Source organism: Streptomyces sp. NPDC006259, assembly GCF_042870975.1.
Classification (GTDB): domain Bacteria; phylum Actinomycetota; class Actinomycetes; order Streptomycetales; family Streptomycetaceae; genus Streptomyces.
Genome location: NZ_JBIAHY010000006.1, coordinates 24452 through 46298 on the forward strand (window position 1 = coordinate 24452; position 21847 = coordinate 46298).

Sequence of the window (21847 nt, forward strand, 5' to 3'; positions counted from 1 at the left end):
TCTGTCACTCCCGACCGATGGGCAAACCGGCCCATAGTTGCCTCATTCGGCCTTCTTCCCTACCCCCGACCTGCCTCCGTTACACAACCGACGGACAGCCGACTGCTAGCCGCAGGCTGCCTCGGACAGTGCCGTGACAACCGCTCCGTAGCTTCGTTTGCGTGCCCGGCAGCGACACGAGGGCCACAGACCACGAGCAGGAAACCGGCGGACGACAGCCAGCCGGACGGGGATACGGAGGCGGTTGATCATGGCGCACGGAGAGGTGCTCGAGTTCGAGGAGTACGTTCGCACCCGGCAGGACGCGCTGCTGCGCAGTGCTCGCCGACTGGTCCCGGACCCGGTGGACGCGCAGGACCTCCTCCAGACCGCGCTGGCACGTACGTACGGCCGCTGGGACGGGATCGCGGACAAGCGGCTGGCGGACGCCTACCTGCGCCGCGTCATGATCAACACGCGGACCGAGTGGTGGCGGGCCCGCAAGCTGGAGGAAGTACCGACCGAGCAGCTGCCGGACGCCAGCGTGGAGGACTCCACCCAGCAGCACGCGGACCGCGCCCTGCTGATGGACGCGATGAAGGTGCTCGCTCCCAAGCAGCGCAGTGTCGTCGTGCTGCGACACTGGGAGCAGATGTCCACGGAGGAGACGGCCACCGCGCTCGGCATGTCGGCCGGTACGGTCAAGAGCACGCTGCACCGGGCGCTCGCCCGGCTCCGCGAGGAGCTGGAAGCCCGCGATCTGGACGCACGCGCGCTGGAGCGTGAGGAGCGGGAGCGTTGCACGGCGGCCTGACCGAGGCCGGGCCCTCACCGGCCCGAGGCACCTTCCAGGCGGTGATCACGGCGGTGGCCGTGCTCACCGCCCTCGGCCTTTTCCTGTCCTCGTGCGCCACCGGCGGCACCGGCGCACGTGACGAGGGGCCGGCCCACGCCGAGGCTGCCTTGAGCGCCACCGCCTCCCCGTCGGGCACCCCCAGCGACGCCCCCGACCGCACCGACGTCGTCCGGCTCGTCAAGGACGACCCCCAGGTCTCGGCGGAGGTCAAGCGCGAGCTGAAACCGTGCGTCGGTGACGAGTACCCGGTCGACGTCTCCTTCGGCGATCTCACCGGCGGCACCGACACCGACATCGTGGTCAACGTGCTGACCTGCGGTGACGCGGTCGGCGTCGGGTCGTACGTGTACCGGGAGAAGAGCGGCCGGTACGAGAACGTGTTCAAGGCGGAGGAGCCCCCGGTCTACGCCGAGATCGACCGTGGCGACCTGGTGGTGACCAAGCAGGTGTACGAGAAGGGGGACCCCGTCTCGAGTCCTTCCGGCGAGAACGTGATCACATATCGCTGGACGGCGGCGGACCGCTTCGTCAAGGAATACAGCTGGCACAACGACTACAGCAGCGTCGTCGGCGGGGACGCGACGCCGGTGCCGGAGAGCGGCTGACGGGCCCCACACATCGGCAACGCTACTGGCTTCCGTCTCGGTCTGGGTCTGGGTCTGGGCCGAGGTCTGGGTCTGGGTCGGCGGCATCGGTCGCGGATCGCCGTGTCCCGAATCTCCGAGAAGAATTCTCCGTGACGTGAACCGTTCGGACCTCCCGGACCGATGAACCAGTGAACGCACCGGGCACTCCGGGCGTCCCCTCTAAGGACAACCTCACAGCGGGCCGACAGACGGAGCAGACCCGCGGACTCCGCGGACGGCGTGAACGCCGCAGACACAGCACACCGCACCACACCCACGACACCACTGAGGACTGAGAGCACCGGGATGGCAGACCAGACCCACGTCCTGTTCGTCGAGGACGACGACGTCATCCGCGAGGCCACCCAGCTCGCCCTGGAGCGGGACGGCTTCGCGGTCACCGCGATGCCCGACGGCCTGTCCGGCCTGGCGGCGTTCCGGGCCGACCGCCCCGACATCGCCCTGCTGGACGTCATGGTGCCGGGACTGGACGGCGTGAGTCTGTGCCGGCGCATCCGGGACGAGTCCACCGTGCCGGTGATCATGCTCTCGGCGCGCGCGGACTCCATCGACGTCGTGCTGGGCCTGGAGGCCGGCGCCGACGACTATGTGACCAAGCCGTTCGACGGCGCCGTCCTGGTCGCCCGCATCCGCGCGGTGCTGCGCCGGTTCGGGCACGCGGGCGGGCCCGACCGGGGCGAGGCGGAGCCCTCCGCCGCCGGGGGCGTGCTGGCCTTCGGCGACCTGGAGATCGACACCGAGGGCATGGAGGTGCGCCGGGCCGGGCAGCCGGTCGCGCTCACCCCGACCGAGATGCGCCTGCTGCTGGAGTTCTCCTCCGCTCCGGGCACCGTCCTCTCCCGGGACAAACTGCTGGAGCGGGTGTGGGACTACGGCTGGGGCGGAGACACCCGCGTCGTCGACGTCCATGTGCAGCGGCTGCGGACGAAGATCGGCCAGGACCGCATCGAGACGGTCCGTGGCTTCGGCTACAAACTGAAGGCCTGAGCGGACAGGGGTATGCGGGGGATGTTGCGGCACCTGGTTCCGGCCCGCGTGGAGCGCGCGGGCATCCGTACCGGCCTGCGGTGGAAGCTGAGCGCGGCCATCGCGCTGGTCGGCGCACTGGTGGCGATCGTGCTCAGCCTCGTCGTCCACAACGCCGCCCGCGTGTCCATGCTGGACAACGCGCGCGATCTCGCCGACGAGCGCGTCCAGATCGCCCAGCGCAACTACGAGCTGTCCGGACGCCCCAACTTCCCCAACATCAAGATCGACGACCAGTCCATGCCCTCGGAGCTGAGATACAAGGTCGAGGACGGGCGCCGGGCCACGTTCGTCTCGGACCGGGGGGGCGGGACGCCGGACATCTGGGCGGCCGTGCCCGTGAAGGACGGACACGTGCTCTCCTTGCACACCGGCTTCACCGACCGCAGCACGGACATCCTCTACGACCTCGACCAGGCCCTGGTGATCGGCTCCATCGCGGTCGTCCTCGGCGGCAGCGCGCTCGGGGTGTTGATCGGCGGACAACTGTCACGTCGGCTGCGCAAGGCGGCGGCCGCGGCCAACCGGGTCGCCAAGGGCGAGACCGAGGTGCGGGTGCGGGGCGCCATCGGCGGTGTCGTGCGGGACGAGACGGACGACCTGGCGTCCGCGGTGGACGCGATGGCCGACGCCCTCCAGCAGCGGCTGGAGGCCGAGCGCCGGGTCACCGCCGACATCGCGCACGAGCTGCGGACACCCGTGACCGGACTGCTGACGGCCGCCGAGCTGCTGCCGCCGGGCCGGCCCACCGAGCTGGTCATGGACCGCGCCAAGGCCATGCGCACGCTGGTCGAGGACGTCCTGGAGGTGGCCCGACTCGACGGCGCCTCCGAGCGGGCCGAGTTGCAGGACATCCTGCTGGGCGAGTTCGTCACCCGGCGGGTCGCGGCCAAGGACCCGGAGATCGAGGTGCGGGTGGTCCATGAATCGATGGTCACCACTGATCCCCGGCGCCTGGAGCGGGTGCTGCTGAACCTGCTGACCAACGCCGGCCGGCACGGCAAGCCGCCGATCGAGGTCACCGTCGAGGGCCGGGTCATCCGCGTCCGGGACCACGGTCCCGGCTTCCCCGAGGACCTGCTCGCGGACGGCCCGAGCCGCTTCCGCACCGGCAGCAGCGACCGGGCGGGCCGCGGACACGGCCTCGGCCTCACCATCGCGGCAGGACAGGCTCGCGTCCTGGGCGCGCGGCTGACCTTCCGCAACGTACGGCCCTCGGGAGCACCGGCCCACATAGCCTCCGAGGGCGCCGTAGCCGTCCTGTGGCTGCCGGAACACGCCCCGACGAACACGGGAAGCTATCCGATGCTGCCGTAGAGGCGAGGTGAGGCGGGGGGACAGGCCGTCGCTGCGCGGCGACGGGACCTGGGGCAGGTCGGCGACGATCAGGGTGGGTCCGCCGACGGCCTGCCGTCGGGCGCGCCGGCGCCGGTTACGCCGTCCAGGCGGGTCGCGACGTCGACGCGGGTGCCGGGCCGTCGACGCCGGTACTCTGCCGTCGCAGCACCAGCTGCCGAAGTGCGCCGGTCGGATGCGGACCACAGGACCCGGTTGTCCTCGCCCTGCCGCACCGCGGCCACACTCGCTCGCCCCACGGCGAAGGCCCCCGAGGCGGACGCCGGCCGGGGGCCTGCCCTGGGGCGGGCCGCGGAGGGACCGCCGCCGCTCCCGGCAGGCGGCGGCAGTCCCTCTGCGGTGGGTCAGACGGGCTCGACCACCGGCGGCTTCGGAGCGGTGGGCGTGTCCGCGCCCTCCTGCTTCGGTCCCGCTCCGCGGAGGGGGACCTCCTTGACGAACACGGCCGCCACCAGCGCGACCACGGCCACGACGGCTCCGAGGACGAACGCCGAGTGCGTGCCTTCGGACACCGCGTACTGGTACGCCTCCCGCGCCGGAGCCGGAAGCTGGGCGAGGCTGGCCGCGTCGAGCTGGGCGGACTTCTCGGTGAGCTTGGAGCCCAGCGCGCCGGCCCGCTCGGACATGGCGTCCTGGACGCGGCTGTTGAACAGCGCGCCCATGATCGCGACGCCGAAGGAGGAACCGAGCGTACGGAAGAGGGTCGCGGAGGAGGACGCGACGCCCATGTCCTTCATCTCGACGCTGTTCTGCGCGACCAGCATGGTGATCTGCATCAGGCAGCCCATGCCGAGGCCGACGACCGCCATGAACACACCGGAGGTGAACCGGGAGGTGCCGGTGTCCATCGTGGACAGCAGGTACAGCCCGACGATCATCAGCGCGCCGCCGACGACCGGGAAGATCTTGTAGCGGCCGCTGCTGGTCGTGATGCGGCCGGCGACCATCGAGGTCACGAGCATCGCGCCGAGCATCGGCAGGAGCAGCAGCCCGGAGTTGGTCGCGGAGGCGCCCTGCACCGCCTGCTGGTACAGCGGCAGGAACAGGGTGGCGCCGAACATCACGAAGCCGGTGATGAAGCCGATCACCGACATCAGCGTGAAGTTGCGGCTGCGGAAGATGTGCAGCGGCAGGATCGGCTCGACCGCCCTGGTCTGCCAGAACACGAACCCGACCAGCGCCGCGACCCCGATACCGATCAGTTCCATGATCCGCGCGGAGGACCAGGCGTACTCCGTGCCGCCCCAGGTGGTGACGAGCACGATGGAGGTGATGCCGACGGTGAGCAGCCCGGCGCCCAGGTAGTCGATGCGGGCCTGGGACCGCTTCTTCGGCAGGTGCAGGACCGCGGTGATGAGGCCGAAGGCCACGACGCCGAGCGGGAGGTTGATGTAGAAGGCCCAGCGCCAGCCCCAGTGGTCGGTGATGGTGCCGCCGACCAGCGGTCCGCCGATCATGGCGATCGCCATCACGCCGGCCATCATGCCCTGGTACTTGCCGCGCTCCCGCGGCGGAACGAGGTCTCCGATGATCGCCATGACGCCGACCATCAGACCGCCGGCGCCCAGTCCCTGCACCGCGCGGAAGCCGATCAGCTGACTCATGTCCTGGGCCATGCCGCTCAGTGCCGAACCGGCCAGGAAGATGACGATCGAGCTGAGGAAGGCGCCCTTGCGGCCGTACATGTCGCCGAGCTTGCCCCAGATCGGGGTGGAGGCGGCGGTGGCGAGGGTGTAGGAGGTCACCACCCACGACAGGTGTTCCAGGCCGCCGAGGTCACCGACGATCGTCGGCATCGCGGTGCCCACGATCATGTTGTCGAGCATCGCGAGCATCATCGTGATCATCAGTGCCAGGATCACGACCCGCACGCTCTGCGGCTTCTTCTCCTGTATGCCGGTGTCCGGCTCCATGGTTCGGCTGTCCGCCATCGTCACCCACTCCCCCAGGGCAGCTACTTACTTGCCGCCCGGCTAGTTCAGTACACTGGGAAAGTAGACCGGTAACTAGCCGGGCGTCAAGTAAGTTTCAGCGGGGCGGGGGTAAGTGCTTCTTACCTTCGGGAACCCGGTGTGACGGAGGCGCGAGGAGTACGAGGATGGACGTCACCATGGACGGCACCAAGCGGCGACGCCGCGGCAACACCCGCCAGCGCATCCAGGACGTGGCGCTCGAACTCTTCGCCGAGCAGGGCTACGAGAAGACGTCGCTCCGCGAGATCGCGGAGCATCTGGACGTCACCAAGGCCGCCCTGTATTACCACTTCAAGACCAAGGAAGAGATCATCGTCAGCATCTTCACGGATCTGACGAAGCCGATCGAGGACCTGGTCGAGTGGGGCCGGAGCCAGCCGCACACCCTGGAGACCAAGCGGGAACTCCTACGGCGCTACAGCCGCGCGCTCAGCGAGGCCGCCCCGTTCTTCCGCTTCATGCAGGAGAACCAGGCGACGGTCCGCGAACTGCAGATCGGCGAGTCCTTCAAGGACCGCATGCGCGGGCTGCGCGACATCGTCATCGACCCGGACGCCCCCCTCGCCGACCAGGTCCGCTGCATCAGCGCCATCTTCACGCTGCACGCGGGCATGTTCTTCCTGCACGACCTCGAAGGCGACCCCGAGGACAAGCGCGAAGCCGTCCTCGAGGTCGCCATCGATCTGATCACCCAGGCCCATCAGGGCTCGCAGCCGTCCTGACGGCCGCCGCGGATCACCGTCGTCAGACGGTCACGCCCTTGCCCCGCAGGAACTTCACCGGGTCGATCGCCGAACCGTAGTTGGCGGTGGTCCGGATCTCGAAGTGCAGGTGGGGGCCGCTGGAGTTGCCGGTGTTGCCGGACAGGGCTATGCGCTGGCCGGTCTTGACGATCTGGCCGACCTTCACGTCGATCTTCGAAAGGTGGGCGTACTGGGAGTACACGCCGTTGGCGTGCCTGATGACGATGGCGTTGCCGTAGGCGGGGCCGTCACCGGCGCCGTTGCCGCCGGCCTTGACGACCTTGCCGCCGTGAGCGGCGACGACCTTGGTGCCGCTCGCCACGGCGAAGTCCTGGCCACTGTGGGTGGAGTTCCACATGTTGCCGGCCTGGGCGAAGCTGGCGGACAGCCTGTACTTCTTCACCGGGTCGACCCAGTTGGCCGCCGAGGCCTTCTTGGCCGCCGACACCGCGGTCACGGCGGTGGGCGCCGCCGTCTGGGTCTGGGGCGTGACAGCGGAGGCCACACCGCTCCCCAGCACGACCGTGGCGCCGAGAGCGGCGGCGCCGACGGCCACGCGGGTGCGGAGCTGGGGCGTACGGGAAGAACGGAACGTGACGCGCTGGAACATCGAAACCTCATGGGGCCGGGGACAGAGAGAACCACCCGACGTACGGACGTCCGCCGGATGGCCATCCCTTGGTAACCCGCCTCCCGCCAATGCCCCAAACGTGTGATGTACGACGGAACCTAGTACTCCGCCCCAAAACGGCACACTTCTTGACAGTCCGCCCTTTCGCCCCACGCATGCCCCGATCCACGCGGGAGGCCTGGAGGCACATGCGCACCTGGGTCTTAAATACCTTTCGTCCGAATTTGGGTCAGCACTATTCCGGGTAGTACGTGACGTACCTCCTGTGCGGCAAGTCACCGGCCGCCCGGCGCACGGCACTTCGGAATGTGACGGCGGCTACTTCCCTTCCTGGCCGGGCAGTTGTGACCCGCGTCACGAAGCGTGCACGAGACTGTGACGGGGCTCTCATGGCCCTCTACCGTCCAGTAACCCGCTGGTTCCCCTCAGGCCATCCCGACCGATGAGCATGCCCACGACACCCGCAGCGCTTGGACGCGAGAGGACCCCCACACCATGACCAGAGGCACCTGGACACGCCGCATCGGCATGACCGCCGTCACGACGGCCGCCATCACCGCGATGGCCGTCCCGGCCGGCGCCCAGGCCGCGACGGCCACCGTGACCCCCGCCGTCGCCGCCGGCACCTCCGCCGCGGCGGAGGACGTCGACTACGGCACCTGGCAGGCGGACTGCGTGACCGTGATGAACCAGGCCCTGCCCTACCTGAAGCAGCGGATCGCCGCGGTGAAGCCGGGCGAGAAGCAGGCGGTGGTCCTCGACATCGACAACACCAGCCTGGAGACCGACTTCGGCTTCAGCTACCCGCAGCCGGCCAACAAGCCGGTCCTCGACGTCGCCAAGTACGCGCAGGAGCACGGCGTCTCCCTGTTCTTCGTCACCGCCCGCCCCGGCATCATCTCGGGGGTGACCGACTACAACCTCAAGTCCGTCGGCTACAAGGTTGCCGGGCTCCACGTGCGCGGCCTGTTCGACCTCTTCAAGGACGTCGCCGCCTACAAGACCGCACAGCGCGTCAGCATCGAGTCCAAGGGCTACACGATCATCGCGAACATCGGCAACAGCGCCACCGACCTGTCGGGCGGCCACGCCGAGAAGACCTTCAAGCTGCCGGACTACGACGGCCAGCTGTCCTGACAAACGAAACGAGAGGGGCCGCACCGGGACAGATGTCCCGGTGCGGCCCCTCTCTCGCGCTCAGTCCCCGAAGGGTCAGGCGTCCTTGCTCAGGTTCGGGCCCGCGCCGCCGGCCGCCTGCTCGATCGGCGGGACGTCCGGCAGGGCCGACTTCTCCTCACCGCGGAAGGTGAAGGTCTTGGCGTCGCCCTCGCCCTCGGTGTCCACGACCACGATGTGACCGGGACGCAGCTCGCCGAAGAGGATCTTCTCCGAGAGCGTGTCCTCGATCTCGCGCTGGATGGTGCGACGCAGCGGACGCGCACCCAGCACCGGGTCGTAACCCTTCTTGGACAGCAGGTCCTTGGCGGACTGGGAGAGTTCGATCCCCATGTCCCGGTCCTTCAGGCGCTCGTCCACCTTGCCGACCATCAGGTCGACGATCTGGAGGATGTCGTCCTGCGTGAGCTGCGGGAAGACGACCACGTCGTCGACGCGGTTGAGGAACTCGGGCCGGAAGTGCTGCTTCAGCTCGTCCGAGACCTTGTTCTTCATGCGCTCGTAGTTGGACTTGGTGTCACCCGCGGCGGCGAAGCCGAGGTTGAAGCCCTTCGAGATGTCCCGTGTGCCCAGGTTGGTCGTCATGATGATGACCGTGTTCTTGAAGTCCACGACCCGGCCCTGGGAGTCGGTCAGACGACCGTCCTCCAGGATCTGGAGCAGCGAGTTGAAGATGTCCGGGTGGGCCTTCTCCACCTCGTCGAAGAGGACGACGGAGAACGGCTTGCGGCGGACCTTCTCGGTCAGCTGGCCGCCCTCTTCGTAACCCACGTATCCGGGCGGGGAACCGAAGAGACGCGACACCGTGTGCTTCTCGCTGAACTCCGACATGTCGAGGGAGATCAGCGCGTCCTCGTCACCGAAGAGGAACTCGGCGAGCGCCTTGGACAGCTCGGTCTTACCGACGCCGGACGGACCGGCGAAGATGAACGAACCACCGGGACGCTTCGGGTCCTTGAGGCCCGCGCGCGTACGGCGGATGGCCTTCGAGAGCGCCTTGACGGCGTCCTTCTGGCCGATGACGCGCTTGTGCAGCTCGTCCTCCATCCGCAGCAGACGCGAGGACTCCTCCTCGGTCAGCTTGAAGACCGGGATGCCGGTGGCGGTCGCGAGGACCTCGGCGATCAGCTCGCCGTCGACCTCGGCGACGACGTCCATGTCGCCGGCCTTCCACTCCTTCTCCCGCTTGGCCTTGGCGGCCAGGAGCTGCTTCTCCTTGTCGCGGAGGGAGGCGGCCTTCTCGAAGTCCTGCGAGTCGATCGCGGACTCCTTGTCGCGGCGGACGCCGGCGATCTTCTCGTCGAACTCGCGCAGGTCCGGCGGCGCGGTCATCCGGCGGATGCGCATCCGCGAACCGGCCTCGTCGATCAGGTCGATCGCCTTGTCCGGCAGGAAGCGGTCCGAGATGTACCGGTCGGCCAGGGTGGCGGCCTGGACCAGCGCCTCGTCGGTGATCGAGACGCGGTGGTGCGCCTCGTACCGGTCGCGCAGACCCTTGAGGATCTCGATGGTGTGCGGCAGGGACGGTTCCGCGACCTGGATGGGCTGGAAGCGGCGCTCGAGGGCCGCGTCCTTCTCCAGGTGCTTGCGGTACTCGTCCAGCGTGGTGGCGCCGATGGTCTGGAGCTCACCGCGGGCCAGCATCGGCTTCAGGATCGAAGCGGCGTCGATGGCGCCTTCGGCGGCACCCGCGCCGACGAGCGTGTGCAGCTCGTCGATGAACAGGATGATGTCGCCGCGGGTGCGGATCTCCTTGAGGACCTTCTTCAGGCGCTCCTCGAAGTCACCGCGGTAGCGGGAGCCCGCGACCAGTGCGCCGAGGTCCAGGGTGTAGAGGTGCTTGTCCTTGAGGGTCTCGGGCACCTCGCCCTTGACGATGGCCTGGGCGAGGCCCTCGACGACGGCGGTCTTGCCGACGCCGGGCTCACCGATCAGGACCGGGTTGTTCTTGGTACGGCGGGACAGCACCTGCATGACCCGCTCGATCTCCTTCTCGCGCCCGATGACCGGGTCGAGCTTGGACTCACGAGCGGCCTGGGTGAGGTTGCGGCCGAACTGGTCGAGGACCAGGGACGTCGAGGGCGTGCCCTCGGCGGGACCGCCACTGGCGCCGGCGGTCTCCTTGCCCTGGTAGCCGGAGAGCAGCTGGATGACCTGCTGCCGCACCCGGTTGAGATCTGCGCCCAGCTTGACCAGGACCTGGGCGGCGACGCCCTCGCCCTCACGGATCAGGCCGAGCAGGATGTGCTCCGTGCCGATGTAGTTGTGGCCCAGCTGAAGGGCCTCGCGGAGCGACAGCTCCAGGACCTTCTTGGCACGGGGGGTGAAGGGGATGTGCCCGGACGGGGCCTGCTGCCCCTGCCCGATGATCTCCTCCACCTGCTGGCGGACCGCCTCGAGCGAAATCCCGAGGCTCTCAAGGGCCTTGGCGGCGACACCCTCACCCTCGTGGATCAGGCCCAGGAGGATGTGCTCGGTGCCGATGTAGTTGTGGTTGAGCATCCGGGCTTCTTCCTGAGCCAGGACGACAACCCGCCGCGCGCGGTCGGTGAACCTCTCGAACATCGTTAATCGCTCCTCAGAGCGGTCAGGCAGTGGGGGGAACTTCCCCTCCCTGTCCTTCCGCAGCTTAGTCCCGCAAGCGGGGACCGCTCATTCCAACTGCCGACACCGTCCTTGGCCTCCTGACCCCGAACGCCGACATCTGCTCCAACCCGATGGTGCGAGACGATGTTCCCGCAGGCCAGACAGATACCCCTGTCGCCAGTACGCCGATGGCGAACGTGAGACCGTCGTTTCCTGCGTGTCGCCCCCTCCCACTAGGGATGTCTTACCCGCTGGGACGGAGACTCCATGCCGGGAGCACCCGTTCCCTCCGCTACGGGCGAACAACCTTGCGCGTCCCGGCACCCCCGCACGCCCCCCTTGTCGCCACCGTGCGCACGTGTTCGCGCACCCAGCGTAACTCGAAGGGCCGCGGGACTGTTGCACTCGGCATGGTTGGACCAGTCCCTTCGCCGGCGCCCGCGCTCATCCCTGCGGCCGCCCCCGCCTCGTCCACGGTCCCCTCCCCTCGCAGGCCGCTCGTCCCGGGCCGTCCGGCCGACGGCGTCCGCGGCTGGTACGAGAACGAACTGGGGTGGGCGACGGTGCCCGGCGAGCCCGTACGACTTCTCGTGGGCCCGCGTTTCGACGTGCTGAACGTGCCGGCGCAGGCGGGGCAGGCGGCGCTGCGGCACCTGGCGCCGGGCTCTCCGGTGGCCGTGTGCGGCGACCGGATGCGGCTGCTGGTGGCGGCGGGAAGCGCGGAGGAGCTACCGGGGATCCTGCGGTGGCTCGAATGGGAAGCGGTGCCGCTGGATCTGACGGCGACCGGCGTGGGCGGGGTCGTCGAGGCGCCCCTGCCACCGGGCCGGATTCCCGCCGGGACAGCGGTGCAGGGGGCCGCCGTGTGGCTGCGGCCCCCCGTCGGAGGGTGCGAGGTCGAGGACTCGCTGCCGACGATGTCGGCCTTGGGGGGCGTTGGGGGCGCCCCCGACCTGGTGCGACTGGTGGACACGCTCGCGACGCACTGTCACCGTGTCCGGCTGCGGCGTGCGTGCGCTCAGCCGTTGGCCTTCTCGTAGGCCTCACGAATCGTCGCGGGAACGCGGCCACGGTCGTTGACGTCGTAACCGTTCTCCTTGGCCCACGCGCGGATCTGAGCGGTGTCCTGGCTGCCGCCGGCAGCGGTGCGCGTCTTTCCGCGTCCCCCCGAAGCACGGCCTCCGGTGCGCCGGCCACCCTTCACATAGGGGTCGAGAAGGCTGCGCAGCTTGTCCGCATTGGCAGTCGTGAGATCGATCTCGTACGTCTTGCCGTCCAGCGCGAACGTGACGGTCTCGTCGGCCTCGCCGCCGTCGAGGTCGTCGACAAGAAGGACCTGAACCTTCTGTGCCACCGGATTTCCTTTCATCGATAACGTGAGGGTCGGGGGTCAGCGGGGTTCCGCCGTTTCGCCGCCCCCTGTTATATGCACTACTGCAGTACGTCGGAAAGCAAACCGCTTTTGCTGGGAAAACACAAACCCTAGGGAGAGACCGGCTGCCCGGATCGGTTCGGAAACGTGCGCGTTTCGGACATAGGGCACCCGGGCAAGGCGGGTCCGCCGGAATGGGACTCGACGATCACAGATGCAGAAGCATCCGACTGTTGCCCAAGGTGTTCGGTTTCACTCGTTCGAGACCGAGGAACTCCGCGACGCCCTCGTCATAGGAACGCAGCAGCTCTGTGTAGACGTCGGTGTCGACCGGTGTCTCGCCGATCTCGACGAAGCCGTGCTTGCCGAAGAAGTCGACTTCGAAGGTCAGGCAGAAAACCCGGCGAACACCGAGCCAGCGCGCGGTCTGCAGCAACTTCTCCAACAAGTGGTGGCCGACGCCGGCGCCCTTCAGGCCGGGCTTCACCGCGAGAGTGCGTACTTCCGCGAGGTCTTCCCACATCACGTGCAGGGCGCCGCAGCCGACGACCTCGGCGTTGTCGTCCCGTTCGGCGACCCAGAACTCCTGGATGTCCTCGTAAAGGGTCACCGTCGCTTTGTCGAGCAGGATGCCGCCACGGACGTACGCGTCGAGGAGACGGCGTACCGCGGGGACATCGCTGGTCCGGGCCCGGCGGACGGTGATGGCTTTAGCGCTGACTTCAGGACTGTGTGCCGACATGAGCGGACGCTATCGCCCGTCGGTCCCCGTCGCCGACCCGGGGTTCTCCCGCGCACTCCGGGCTTCCGGGCGTTCGGAAGTTTCGGGCCCCTGGACGATGCGTACCGCATCGCTCAGGGCATGGCGCTGTTCGTCGCTCATCATGCCGAAGAACGCGACGAGAGCGGCGGCGGGGTTGTCGCTCTGCGACCAGGCCTCGTTCATCAGGGCGGCGGCGTAGGCGGCACGTGTGGAGACTGCCTCATATCGATAGGCCCGGCCTTCCGCCTCACGGCGCACCCAGCCCTTCTGATGGAGATTGTCCAAAACGGTCATCACCGTGGTGTAGGCGATGGACCGTTCCTGCTGAAGGTCTTCCAGGACTTCTCGAACGGTGACGGGGCGGTTCCACTTCCACACCCGCGTCATGACCGCGTCTTCGAGTTCTCCCAATGGGCGAGGCACAACTCAGAACAATAGTGGGAGATCACGCCAATCGCGTGCCGGACGTGCACTTTCGGTGACGAACGCACACAAAAAGGGCGTACGGCACCCGGAGTCGGGAGCCGTACGCCCGTGGGACGTGCGAGGGGGCGAGGACCTGCCCGGTATCAGGCCTCGGTGTTCGCGGAGGCCTGGCGCGTGCTCTCCACGCGCGCGAGGGCGGCGTCGACGGCCGCGTCCTCCTTGGCCTTGTTCGGGCCGCCCTGGGTCTTCACGATCACCCTGATCAAGCCGATGAAGAAGACGGCCATGACGACGGGGGGCAGGAGCGCGGAGACATAGTCCATGGATCCAGGGTAGCCAGGGACGAGCCGGACACGGGGCTGGGGTCGCCCACCGCGCGGCGCGTCGGCGGCGCCGCTCAGCCGGCGGCGAGCCGCTCCCGTGCGCCGGTGGACGGTGCGCAGGTGGACGGCGCGGCGGTGGATCCCGCGGCGGGCTTGCGTCGCGGGAAGACCTCTCCCGGCGTGGGAACCGGTCGGCGGGAGGGCTCCGGCTCCTGCGGCTTCACGGGGACGGGCCCCGGAGCGGGTGCGGCGGGTTTCTCGGCCGGTTCCCCGGCGGGTTTCTCGGCCGGTTCCCCGGCGTGTTTCCCGGCGGGCCGCGGCGTGGTCTCCGCGGCGGCGGCGAAGCGCTCGCGCCCGGCGGCCGCCCCGCCCTCGGAACGGCCTCCAGGAAGGGCCAGGAGGCGCGTACGGGACGCCGGCACCACGGGGGCGGGCGCGGGAACCCGCCGGGCCGTACGGCGGGCCAGCCGGCCGCGTACGTCCTGCTCGGCGAGGATCTGGCAGCGGTCCAGGAGGGCGGCCGCGCGCGGATTGCCCCGCAGGGCGCGCAGGGCGGCGAGGTCGTCGGCCTCGGGCCGGTGGCCGGCGACCAGCACCTCCTCCAGGAGCGCGAGGTATCCGGCGGCGGTGCCGGGGAGGGCGGCGCGGTACCGGGCGAGGTCGGACACCAGGAAGGCCCGCAGCCGGGCGGCCTCGCGCATCGCCTCGTCGAGGGATGCGGCGAGGCGATGGCAGTCCTGGACGTCCTCGGCCGGGGCGGGGCCGGGGTGGAGGGCGAGGGCGAGGGCACGACGGAGCACGCGCAGCTCCTCCGCACCGAACGCCATGCCGCCGCGGGATCCGTAGGGCGTGGGCATGTGGCGACGATACGGGCTAATCAGACAAATTCGACATAAGGAGTGGGTGTGGCGTGCCCGATTCCGCCAGGCCGGGCGCGCGACCCCGCCCGGTCGGCCCCACGCCCACACCCACCGCTCACATCCGCGAGACGTTCCGCTCGTACACCAGGCGCAGCCCGATCAGTGTCAGCCACGGCTCGTGCTCGTCGATCACGGACGACTCGCCCAGCACCATCGGCGCCAGGCCGCCCGTGGCGATCACCGTCACGTCGTCGGGGTCCTCCGACAGCTCTCTGGACATCCGTCCCACGACGCCGTCGACCTGGCCGGCGAAGCCGTAGACGATGCCGGACTGCATCGCCTCGACGGTGTTCTTGCCGATCACGCTGCGGGGTCGGGCCACCTCGATCTTGCGCAGCTGCGCGGCCTTCACGCCCAGCGCCTCGACCGAGATCTCGATGCCGGGCGCGATCACGCCGCCGACGTACTCCCCGCGCGCGCTGATCGCGTCGAACGTGGTCGCCGTGCCGAAGTCCACGACGATCGCCGGGCCGCCGTACAGCTCGTTGGCGGCGACCGCGTTGATGATGCGGTCGGCGCCGACCTCCTTGGGGTTGTCGAAGAGGATCGGTACACCCGTCTTCACGCCGGGCTCGACGAGCACCGCGGGGACGTCGCCGTAGTAGCGGCGGGTCACCTCGCGCAGCTCGTGCAGGACGGAGGGGACGGTCGCGCAGATGGCGATGCCGTCGATGCCGGCGCCCAGCTCCACCCCGAGGAGAGGGTGCATGCCCATCAGACCCTGGAGAAGGACGGCCAGCTCGTCGGCGGTGCGGCGGGCGTCCGTCGAGATCCGCCAGTGCTCGACGATGTCCTCCCCGTCGAACAGGCCGAGCACCGTGTGCGTGTTGCCTACGTCGATCGTCAGCAGCATGGCCGGATCCCGCTCCCTACTCCGCCGCTCGCAGGTCCAGGCCGATGTCCAGGATCGGCGAGGAGTGGGTCAGGGCGCCCACGGCCAGGAAGTCCACACCGGTGTCGGCGTACGCCTTGGCGTTGTCCAGGGTGAGCCGGCCGGAGGCCTCCAGCAGCGCTCGCCCGCCGACGATGCCGACGGCCTCCGCGCACTCCGCGGGAGTGAAGTTGTCGAGCAGGATCAGGTCGGCACCGGCCTCCACGACCTCGCGCAGCTGGTGCAGGGTGTCGACCTCGACCTCGATCGGCAGGTCCGGGAAGGCGTCCCGTACGGCCTGGAAGGCCTGGGCGACGCCGCCCGCGGCGACCACGTGGTTGTCCTTGACCAGGGCCGCGTCCGACAGCGACATGCGGTGGTTGACGCCTCCGCCGCAGCGCACGGCGAACTTCTCCAGAGCCCGCAGGCCCGGCGTGGTCTTGCGGGTGTCCCGCACGCGTGCCCCGGTGCCCTCCAGGGCGTCCGCCCACGCGCGCGTGGCGGTCGCGATGCCGGAGAGGCGGCACATCAGGTTCAGCGCGCTGCGCTCGCCGGTGAGGAGGTCGCGCGTACGCGTGGTGACCGACAGCAGCTTCTGTCCGGCCTCGACGCGGTCGCCGTCCTCGACATGGCGCTCGACCTCGAACTCGTCCGTGCAGACGACCGAGAGCACGGCCTCGGCGATCCTGAGGCCCGCCACCACCCCCGCCTCGCGCGCGGTGAAGTCGGCGGTGGCCACCGCGTCCTCGGGGATGGTCGCGACCGTCGTCACGTCCACGCCGTGGGCCAGGTCCTCCTGGATGGCGACGTTGGCGATGTCCTCGACCTCGACGGGGTCGAGACCCGCGTCGGCCAGGAGCTGGGCGAGTGCGGGGTCGAGCCCGCACTCCAGGTACTCCTCGTCGGTGAGGTCGGCGTCCGTGCCACAGGCACAGCCGTCGCCGCAGCCGCCGCTCTGGACGAGGGGAAGGTCCTCGGGGGTGCTCACTTCTGTCACTGCTCCTGCTGGTGCCGGGTCGGGGGGAAGTCTGCGGTATCGGTGGTGTGCACGGCGAGCGTCCGGTCCGGATTCAGCCGTACGACGATGTGGCGGCGCCAGTCGGTGTCGTCGCGCTCGGCGCGGTCCTCGCGCCAGTGGCAGCCGCGGGTCTCCTCGCGCAGCCGGGCGGCGGCGACCAGGACGCGGGCCACGCACAGGAGGTTGGTGGCCTCCCAGGTGTCGACGCCGGGCTCGGCGGTCTTGCCGTTCTCGTCGAGGGCGTCGCGGGCGTCGGAGTGCAGCCGCTGGAGCTGCTCGGCGGCCTTCTCCAGGGAGTGACCGGAGCGCAGCACGCCCGCCCCCTCGGTCATGATGCGCTGGATCGCGAAGCGGGCCTCGGGGGCCAGGAGGGGGTGCGCGGGCTTCTCGGGGTGCTCCGGGCATTCGGGGTGCCCGAGGTGCTCGAGGGGTGCGGGCAGGCGCGCGGGCCGGCCCTGGGGCGGCCGGCTCGCCGCGATGTCGGCGGAGATGCGCTCGGCGTAGACGAGGCCTTCCAGAAGGGAGTTGGAGGCGAGCCGGTTCGCGCCGTGCACGCCGGTGCAGGCGACCTCACCGCACGCGTAGAGGCCCGGCACGGTGGTCCGGCCGTGGGAGTCGGTGCGCACGCCGCCGGAGGCGTAGTGGGCGGCCGGGGCGACCGGGACCGGCTCGGTGACCGGGTCGATGCCGTGGGCGCGGCAGGCGGCGAGGATGGTCGGGAAGCGGTGTTCCCACATCTCGGCGCCGAAATGGCGGGCGTCGAGGTACATGTGCTCGGCGTCCAGCTCCTGCATGCGGCGCATGATGCCCTTGGCGACGATGTCCCGGGGCGCCAGCTCGGCCAGTTCGTGCCGGCCCAGCATGAAGCGCACGCCGTCGCCGTCGACCAGGTGGGCGCCCTCGCCGCGCACCGCCTCGGAGACGAGGGGCTGCTGGCCCTCCGCGTCGGGGCCGAGGAACAGCACGGTCGGGTGGAACTGCACGAACTCCAGGTCGGAGACCTCCGCGCCCGCGCGCAGGGCGAGCGCCACGCCGTCGCCCGTCGACACGGACGGGTTGGTCGTGGCGGAGAAGACCTGCCCCATGCCGCCGGTGGCGAGGACCACCGCCGGCGCGTGCACCGCGCCGACCCCGTCGTGCTGGCCCTCCCCCATGACGTGCAGGGAGACGCCCGCGGTGCGGCCCTCGGCGTCCGTGAGGAGGTCCAGGACGAGCGCGTTCTCCACGGTGCGCAGTCCGCGCGCGCGGACCGCCTCGACGAGCGCGCGGGAGATCTCCGCGCCGGTCGCGTCACCGCCCGCGTGCGCGATGCGGCGGCGGTGGTGGCCGCCCTCGCGGGTCAGCTCCAGACCACCTTCCTCGGACTCGTCGAAGTGGGCGCCGGTCTCGATGAGCCGCCGTACGGCGTCGGGGCCCTCGGTGACGAGGAGGCGTACCGCGTCCTCGTCGCACAGGCCCGCGCCCGCGACCAGCGTGTCGTCGAGGTGCTGTTCGGGCGTGTCGCCCTCGCCCAGCGCGGCGGCTATGCCGCCCTGCGCCCAGCGGGTGGAGCCGTCGTCCAGGCGGGCCTTGGTGACGACGACCGTCGTCAGCCCCGCCGCCTCGCAGCGCAGCGCGGCGGTGAGGCCGGCCACCCCGGAGCCGACGACCACGACGTCCGCGGAGATGGACCATCCGGGCGCGGGCGCGTGAAGACGTATGCCTGTGCTGGTCACGAGGCGGCTCCGAAGGTGAGGGGGAGGTTGTCGATCAGGCGGGTCGTGCCGACCCGGGCGGCGACGGCGAGGACGGCCTCGCCGGTGAAGTCGTCGTCGATGTCGCCGAAGTCGGACGGGTCCACGAGGGCCAGATAGTCCAGCCGCAGCGGGGGGACCAGGCGCGCGGCCTCGTCCAGGATCGTGCGGGCGGCGGCCCGGACGGCGGCCGCGGAGCCCGGGGCGGCCTTGGCCACGGCGTGCGCGTCGGCCGCCGCGCGGGACTCGCCCAGGGCGCTGAGCGCCTCCGCCCGCGCGCGGGTGGCGGGCACCTCACGCGCGCGTGCCCGCAGCGCCTCCTGCGCGGCATGCCGGTCACGGCCCGCGAACAGCGCCTGGGACAGCGCGAGCGCGGTGCGCCGCTCGGCCGGGGACAGATAGCGGTTGCGGCTGGACAGCGCCAGCCCGTCGTCCTCGCGCACCGTGGGAACGGCGACGACGTCGACGCCGAAGTTCAGGTCGCGCACCATGCGCCGGATCAGGGCGAGCTGCTGCGCGTCCTTCTGCCCGTACAGGGCGACGTCGGGGCGGGTCAGATGCAGCAGCTTGGCGACGACGGTGAGCATGCCGTCGAAGTGCCCGGGGCGGGACGCGCCCTCCAGGCGCTCTCCCATCGGGCCGGCGCTGACGCGGACCTGGGGTTCGCCGCCCGGGTAGACCTCGTCGACGGACGGGGCGAACACGACGTCGGCGCCCGCCTCCTCGGCGATCTTGAGGTCGGCGTCCAGGGTGCGCGGGTAGCGGTCGAGGTCCTCGCCCGCGCCGAACTGGAGCGGGTTGACGAAGACCGTGACGACGACCTCGCCCCCCGGTCCGGCGATCTCGCGCGCGGTGCGGACGAGAGTGGCATGGCCCTCGTGCAGGGCGCCCATCGTCATCACGACGGCGCGGCGGCCCGCACGCGTGCGTGCGTGCAGCTCACCCGCGGTGCGCAACAGGGTGGTGGTCATCGGACGTCTCCCTCGGCGCCGTCGGTCCCCTTGGCGAGTACCCCGAGGAGGTCCTCGGCGAGTTCCGGCTTGAGCAGGCCGCTGGCGAGAGCCCGGTCGGCCGTCGCGCGGGCCATCGCGAGGTAGCCGTCGACGCTCTGCGGGGCGTGCCTTCGCAGCTCCGAGACGTGCGCGGCGACCGTGCCCGCGTCGCCGCGCGCGACGGGGCCGGTGAGCGCGGCGTCGCCGGAGCGCAGCGCGTTGTCCAGCGCCGCGCCCAGCAGGGGACCGAGCATCCGGTCGGGGGCCTCGACGCCGGCCGCGCGCAGCAGCTCCAGCGACTGGGCGACCAGGGTGACCAGGTGGTTGGCGCCGAGGGCGAGGGCCGCGTGGTAGAGCGGCCGGTTCTCCTCGGCGATCCACTCCGGTTCGCCGCCCATCTCGATGACGAGGGCCTCGGCGGCCAGCCGCAGTTCGTCGGGCGCGGTGACACCGAAGGAGCAGCCCGCCAGGCGCTGGACGTCCACCGCGGTGCCGGTGAAGGTCATCGCCGGGTGCAGGGCCAGCGGCAGCGCGCCCGCGCGCAGGGCGGGGTCCAGGACCCTCGCGCCGTACCGGCCGGAGGTGTGCACGAGCAGCTGGCCCGGGCGGACCGCGCCGGTCTCGGCGAGGCCTTCGACGAGGCCGGGGAGGGCGTCGTCGGGGACCGTCAGCAACACGAGGTCGGAGCGGTTCAGGACCTCGGCGGGGGTCACGAGGGGCACGTCCGGCAGCATCGTGGCGGCGCGTCGGCGGGAGGCTTCGGAGACGCCCGAGACGGCGACCGGGCGGTGCCCGGCGAGCTGGAGGGACGCGGCGAGCGCGGGGCCCACCCGGCCGGCGCCGACGACGCCGACGGCGAGCCGCGCGGGGCGGTCCCTGGGGTCTGGCTGTTGGACTGTACTCACGCGACGGCGGCCTTCCCGTTCCAGTCCGCTTTGGGTACCGGACGATTTCTCGTCATGTTAACGCGATCGGTTACCGGAGGCCCCGGTTGTCCACAGGCTGTGGGTAACCGCACTCTCCGTCCGGCGGCGGATCGGGGTACCGGTGCGGCCACGCGCGCGACATGATCCACGGCATGAGCGATACGGCGGATCAGTCCACGCGAGCGTCCGAGCACGAGCCCTCGGGCCCGGCGCCGGAGCCGGCGGCGCGGGAGTCGAAGGCGCCGGGGGCGTCGGAGCCGGACGCGGTGTCGGACGCGGTGTCGGAGGACGAACGGCGCAGGCTGCGTTGGGAACGGCGCAGGAGGGCCGCCCGCGGCGCGCGACGGGTGCTGGCGCGCGCCGGGCTCCAGAGCACGATCCGCCAGCGGCTCGCTCTCCTGGACGCCGCCGACGAGGTGTACGACCTGGACGAATCCGTCGACATGTACGGCGACGGCGTCGTCGCCGCGCTGGAGGAGAAGGTCGCCGGACTGCTCGGCAAGGAGGCCGCGGTCTTCTTCCCGACGGGCACCATGGCGCAGCAGGTCGCGCTGCGCTGCTGGGCCGGCCGCACCGGGAACCCGGTCGTGGCCCTGCACGGCAGGGCCCATCCCGAGGTGCACGAACGCGCCGCGTTCAGCCAGGTCAGCGGATTGCGCCCGGTCCGGCTCACCGACGAGCCCCGGCAGCCCACCGCCGAGGAGGTCCGCGACTGCGAGGAGCCCTTCGGGGCGCTGATGCTCGAACTGCCGCTCAGGGACGCCGGGCACCTGCTGCCGTCCTGGGAGGAGCTGACGGAACTCGTCGGGGCGGCGCGCGAGCGGGACGCGGTGGTGCACTTCGACGGCGCGCGCCTGTGGGAGTCCGCCGTCCACTTCGACCGGCCGCTCCACGAGATCGCCGGGCTGGCGGACAGCGTCTACGTGTCGTTCTACAAGTCCCTCGACGGCTACGGCGGCGCCGTGCTGGCCGGCCCGGGCACCCTGGTCGAGGAGGCGAGGACCTGGCGCCACCGCTACGGCGGCACGGTCTTCCAGCAGTTCCCCACCGCCCTGTCGGCGTTGCTCGGTCTGGAGCGCGAACTGCCCCGCCTGCCCTCCTACGTGCGCCACGCGCGCGTGGTGGCCGCCGCGCTGGCCGGGGGCTTCACGGCGGCCGGGCTGCCATGGTCGCGCGTGCACCCCGAGGTGCCGCACACCAACGAGTTCCAGGTATGGCTGCCGTATGACGCCGACACGGTCGCCGAGGCCGCGCTCCGCACGGCGGAGGAGACCGGGACCCTGCTTTTCGCCCGCGCCTGGAACGCGCCCGTGCCGGGCCTGGCCGTCACGGAGATCGACGTACGCGCCCCCGGCCTGGAGTGGAGCGCCGAGGACGTGCGGTCGGCGGTCGCCGACTTCGTGGTCCGGTTGCGGGAGGAGGCCGGCCGGGCCAAGGAGCAGGTAGGCGGGTAGGCGGGTAGGCCGGGTAGGCGACAGCAGACCTCGTCCGGTCGGGGACGGCGTTGTCAGTGGCGGGGTGCACCATGAG

At 70.8% G+C, this 21847-nt stretch carries 21 protein-coding genes; 8 read left to right on the forward strand and 13 right to left on the reverse strand.

Annotation, left to right across the window (positions count from 1 at the left end; all coding sequences use genetic code 11):
• Positions 1-250: 250 nt before the first annotated feature.
• From ACFYO5_RS24615 to cseC, 4 genes are all read left to right on the forward strand, one after another.
• Positions 251-793 (forward strand): SigE family RNA polymerase sigma factor, encoded by a 543-nt coding sequence (locus ACFYO5_RS24615; protein ID WP_356560509.1) that lies wholly within the window; start codon positions 251-253, stop codon positions 791-793.
• Positions 778-1440 carry a hypothetical protein gene (locus tag ACFYO5_RS24620; RefSeq protein ID WP_388712393.1) on the forward strand — a complete coding sequence of 221 codons (663 nt, stop codon included), beginning with the start codon at positions 778-780 and terminating at the stop codon, positions 1438-1440. Before ACFYO5_RS24615 ends, ACFYO5_RS24620 begins: the two co-directional genes overlap by 16 nt.
• A gap of 327 nt (positions 1441-1767) precedes the next feature.
• Positions 1768-2469, forward strand: a complete 702-nt coding sequence (cseB, locus tag ACFYO5_RS24625; protein ID WP_388712396.1) for a two-component system response regulator CseB — start codon at positions 1768-1770, stop codon at positions 2467-2469.
• Between the two features lie 12 nt (positions 2470-2481).
• A complete protein-coding gene (cseC, locus tag ACFYO5_RS24630) occupies positions 2482-3825 on the forward strand; it encodes a two-component system sensor histidine kinase CseC (RefSeq protein ID WP_388712399.1) in 1344 nt (447 codons plus the stop codon).
• A gap of 383 nt (positions 3826-4208) precedes the next feature.
• On the opposite strand, the gene ACFYO5_RS24635 is transcribed toward cseC, so the two are convergent.
• On the reverse strand, positions 4209-5795 hold the full coding sequence (locus ACFYO5_RS24635) for an MDR family MFS transporter (protein WP_388712402.1): 1587 nt from the start codon (positions 5793-5795) through the stop codon (positions 4209-4211).
• 167 nt (positions 5796-5962) lie between these two features.
• Between ACFYO5_RS24635 and ACFYO5_RS24640 the strand changes: the two genes are divergently transcribed.
• Positions 5963-6559, forward strand: coding sequence for a helix-turn-helix domain-containing protein (locus ACFYO5_RS24640; protein WP_356560515.1), 597 nt, complete (start codon positions 5963-5965; stop codon positions 6557-6559).
• 22 nt (positions 6560-6581) lie between these two features.
• On the opposite strand, the gene ACFYO5_RS24645 is transcribed toward ACFYO5_RS24640, so the two are convergent.
• Positions 6582-7190 carry a M23 family metallopeptidase gene (locus ACFYO5_RS24645; protein WP_356560517.1) on the reverse strand — a complete coding sequence of 203 codons (609 nt, stop codon included), beginning with the start codon at positions 7188-7190 and terminating at the stop codon, positions 6582-6584.
• A gap of 516 nt (positions 7191-7706) precedes the next feature.
• Here ACFYO5_RS24645 and ACFYO5_RS24650 point away from each other — a divergent pair.
• Positions 7707-8348 (forward strand): HAD family acid phosphatase, encoded by a 642-nt coding sequence (locus tag ACFYO5_RS24650; protein WP_388712406.1) that lies wholly within the window; start codon positions 7707-7709, stop codon positions 8346-8348.
• A gap of 75 nt (positions 8349-8423) precedes the next feature.
• Here the strand turns inward: ACFYO5_RS24650 and ACFYO5_RS24655 are convergent, their stop codons facing one another.
• Positions 8424-10952, reverse strand: a complete 2529-nt coding sequence (locus tag ACFYO5_RS24655; protein ID WP_356560521.1) for an ATP-dependent Clp protease ATP-binding subunit — start codon at positions 10950-10952, stop codon at positions 8424-8426.
• A gap of 431 nt (positions 10953-11383) precedes the next feature.
• Here ACFYO5_RS24655 and ACFYO5_RS24660 point away from each other — a divergent pair, with 431 nt between their 5' ends.
• Positions 11384-12013 (forward strand): SCO3374 family protein, encoded by a 630-nt coding sequence (locus ACFYO5_RS24660; protein ID WP_388712409.1) that lies wholly within the window; start codon positions 11384-11386, stop codon positions 12011-12013.
• Here ACFYO5_RS24660 and ACFYO5_RS24665 read toward each other — a convergent pair.
• From ACFYO5_RS24665 to ACFYO5_RS24710, 10 genes are all read right to left on the reverse strand, one after another.
• Positions 11992-12327 (reverse strand): Lsr2 family protein, encoded by a 336-nt coding sequence (locus tag ACFYO5_RS24665; RefSeq protein ID WP_388712412.1) that lies wholly within the window; start codon positions 12325-12327, stop codon positions 11992-11994. The two genes, ACFYO5_RS24660 and ACFYO5_RS24665, sit on opposite strands and share 22 nt — an antisense overlap.
• A gap of 226 nt (positions 12328-12553) precedes the next feature.
• Positions 12554-13087: an amino-acid N-acetyltransferase gene (locus ACFYO5_RS24670; RefSeq protein WP_356560526.1), complete on the reverse strand. Its 534-nt coding sequence runs from the start codon at positions 13085-13087 to the stop codon at positions 12554-12556.
• Between the two features lie 9 nt (positions 13088-13096).
• Positions 13097-13519 (reverse strand): BlaI/MecI/CopY family transcriptional regulator, encoded by a 423-nt coding sequence (locus tag ACFYO5_RS24675; protein WP_356560528.1) that lies wholly within the window; start codon positions 13517-13519, stop codon positions 13097-13099.
• 158 nt (positions 13520-13677) lie between these two features.
• On the reverse strand, positions 13678-13857 hold the full coding sequence (locus tag ACFYO5_RS24680; RefSeq protein WP_356560530.1) for a hypothetical protein: 180 nt from the start codon (positions 13855-13857) through the stop codon (positions 13678-13680).
• Between the two features lie 74 nt (positions 13858-13931).
• The gene (locus ACFYO5_RS24685) at positions 13932-14684 is read right to left on the reverse strand and encodes a hypothetical protein (protein WP_388713647.1); all 753 of its coding nucleotides are present in this window, start codon (positions 14682-14684) and stop codon (positions 13932-13934) included.
• A gap of 148 nt (positions 14685-14832) precedes the next feature.
• Positions 14833-15630 carry a type III pantothenate kinase gene (locus ACFYO5_RS24690; RefSeq protein ID WP_356560532.1) on the reverse strand — a complete coding sequence of 266 codons (798 nt, stop codon included), beginning with the start codon at positions 15628-15630 and terminating at the stop codon, positions 14833-14835.
• A gap of 16 nt (positions 15631-15646) precedes the next feature.
• On the reverse strand, positions 15647-16636 hold the full coding sequence (gene nadC, locus ACFYO5_RS24695) for a carboxylating nicotinate-nucleotide diphosphorylase (RefSeq protein WP_388712418.1): 990 nt from the start codon (positions 16634-16636) through the stop codon (positions 15647-15649).
• A gap of 5 nt (positions 16637-16641) precedes the next feature.
• Complete coding sequence (locus ACFYO5_RS24700; protein WP_388712421.1) at positions 16642-18381, reverse strand: L-aspartate oxidase; 1740 nt, start codon at positions 18379-18381, stop codon at positions 16642-16644.
• Entirely contained in the window at positions 18378-19370 is a 993-nt protein-coding gene (panC, locus tag ACFYO5_RS24705) for a pantoate--beta-alanine ligase (RefSeq protein ID WP_388712424.1), read from the reverse strand. The genes ACFYO5_RS24700 and panC overlap by 4 nt, the downstream gene beginning before the upstream one ends.
• On the reverse strand, positions 19367-20296 hold the full coding sequence (locus ACFYO5_RS24710; RefSeq protein WP_356560540.1) for a DUF2520 domain-containing protein: 930 nt from the start codon (positions 20294-20296) through the stop codon (positions 19367-19369). Before ACFYO5_RS24710 ends, panC begins: the two co-directional genes overlap by 4 nt.
• A gap of 173 nt (positions 20297-20469) precedes the next feature.
• On the opposite strand from ACFYO5_RS24710, the gene ACFYO5_RS24715 reads away from it, so the two are divergent.
• Positions 20470-21771: a threonine aldolase family protein gene (locus tag ACFYO5_RS24715; RefSeq protein WP_388712427.1), complete on the forward strand. Its 1302-nt coding sequence runs from the start codon at positions 20470-20472 to the stop codon at positions 21769-21771.
• Positions 21772-21847: the final 76 nt, after the last annotated feature.

Bases quoted from the DNA above. Each gene is read 5' to 3' on its own strand.
- ACFYO5_RS24615 (WP_356560509.1), top strand. From the start codon at position 251: ATGGCGCACGGAGAGGTGCTCGAGTTCGAGGAGTACGTTCGCACCCGG.
- cseB (WP_388712396.1), top strand. From the start codon at position 1,768: ATGGCAGACCAGACCCACGTCCTGTTCGTCGAGGACGACGACGTCATC.
- cseC (WP_388712399.1), top strand. From the start codon at position 2,482: ATGCGGGGGATGTTGCGGCACCTGGTTCCGGCCCGCGTGGAGCGCGCG.
- ACFYO5_RS24635 (WP_388712402.1), bottom strand. From the start codon at position 5,795: ATGGCGGACAGCCGAACCATGGAGCCGGACACCGGCATACAGGAGAAG.
- ACFYO5_RS24640 (WP_356560515.1), top strand. From the start codon at position 5,963: ATGGACGTCACCATGGACGGCACCAAGCGGCGACGCCGCGGCAACACC.
- ACFYO5_RS24645 (WP_356560517.1), bottom strand. From the start codon at position 7,190: ATGTTCCAGCGCGTCACGTTCCGTTCTTCCCGTACGCCCCAGCTCCGC.
- ACFYO5_RS24650 (WP_388712406.1), top strand. From the start codon at position 7,707: ATGACCAGAGGCACCTGGACACGCCGCATCGGCATGACCGCCGTCACG.
- ACFYO5_RS24655 (WP_356560521.1), bottom strand. From the start codon at position 10,952: ATGTTCGAGAGGTTCACCGACCGCGCGCGGCGGGTTGTCGTCCTGGCT.
- ACFYO5_RS24660 (WP_388712409.1), top strand. From the start codon at position 11,384: ATGGTTGGACCAGTCCCTTCGCCGGCGCCCGCGCTCATCCCTGCGGCC.
- ACFYO5_RS24670 (WP_356560526.1), bottom strand. From the start codon at position 13,087: ATGTCGGCACACAGTCCTGAAGTCAGCGCTAAAGCCATCACCGTCCGC.
- ACFYO5_RS24680 (WP_356560530.1), bottom strand. From the start codon at position 13,857: ATGGACTATGTCTCCGCGCTCCTGCCCCCCGTCGTCATGGCCGTCTTC.
- ACFYO5_RS24685 (WP_388713647.1), bottom strand. From the start codon at position 14,684: ATGGCGTTCGGTGCGGAGGAGCTGCGCGTGCTCCGTCGTGCCCTCGCC.
- ACFYO5_RS24690 (WP_356560532.1), bottom strand. From the start codon at position 15,630: ATGCTGCTGACGATCGACGTAGGCAACACGCACACGGTGCTCGGCCTG.
- panC (WP_388712424.1), bottom strand. From the start codon at position 19,370: ATGACCACCACCCTGTTGCGCACCGCGGGTGAGCTGCACGCACGCACG.
- ACFYO5_RS24715 (WP_388712427.1), top strand. From the start codon at position 20,470: ATGAGCGATACGGCGGATCAGTCCACGCGAGCGTCCGAGCACGAGCCC.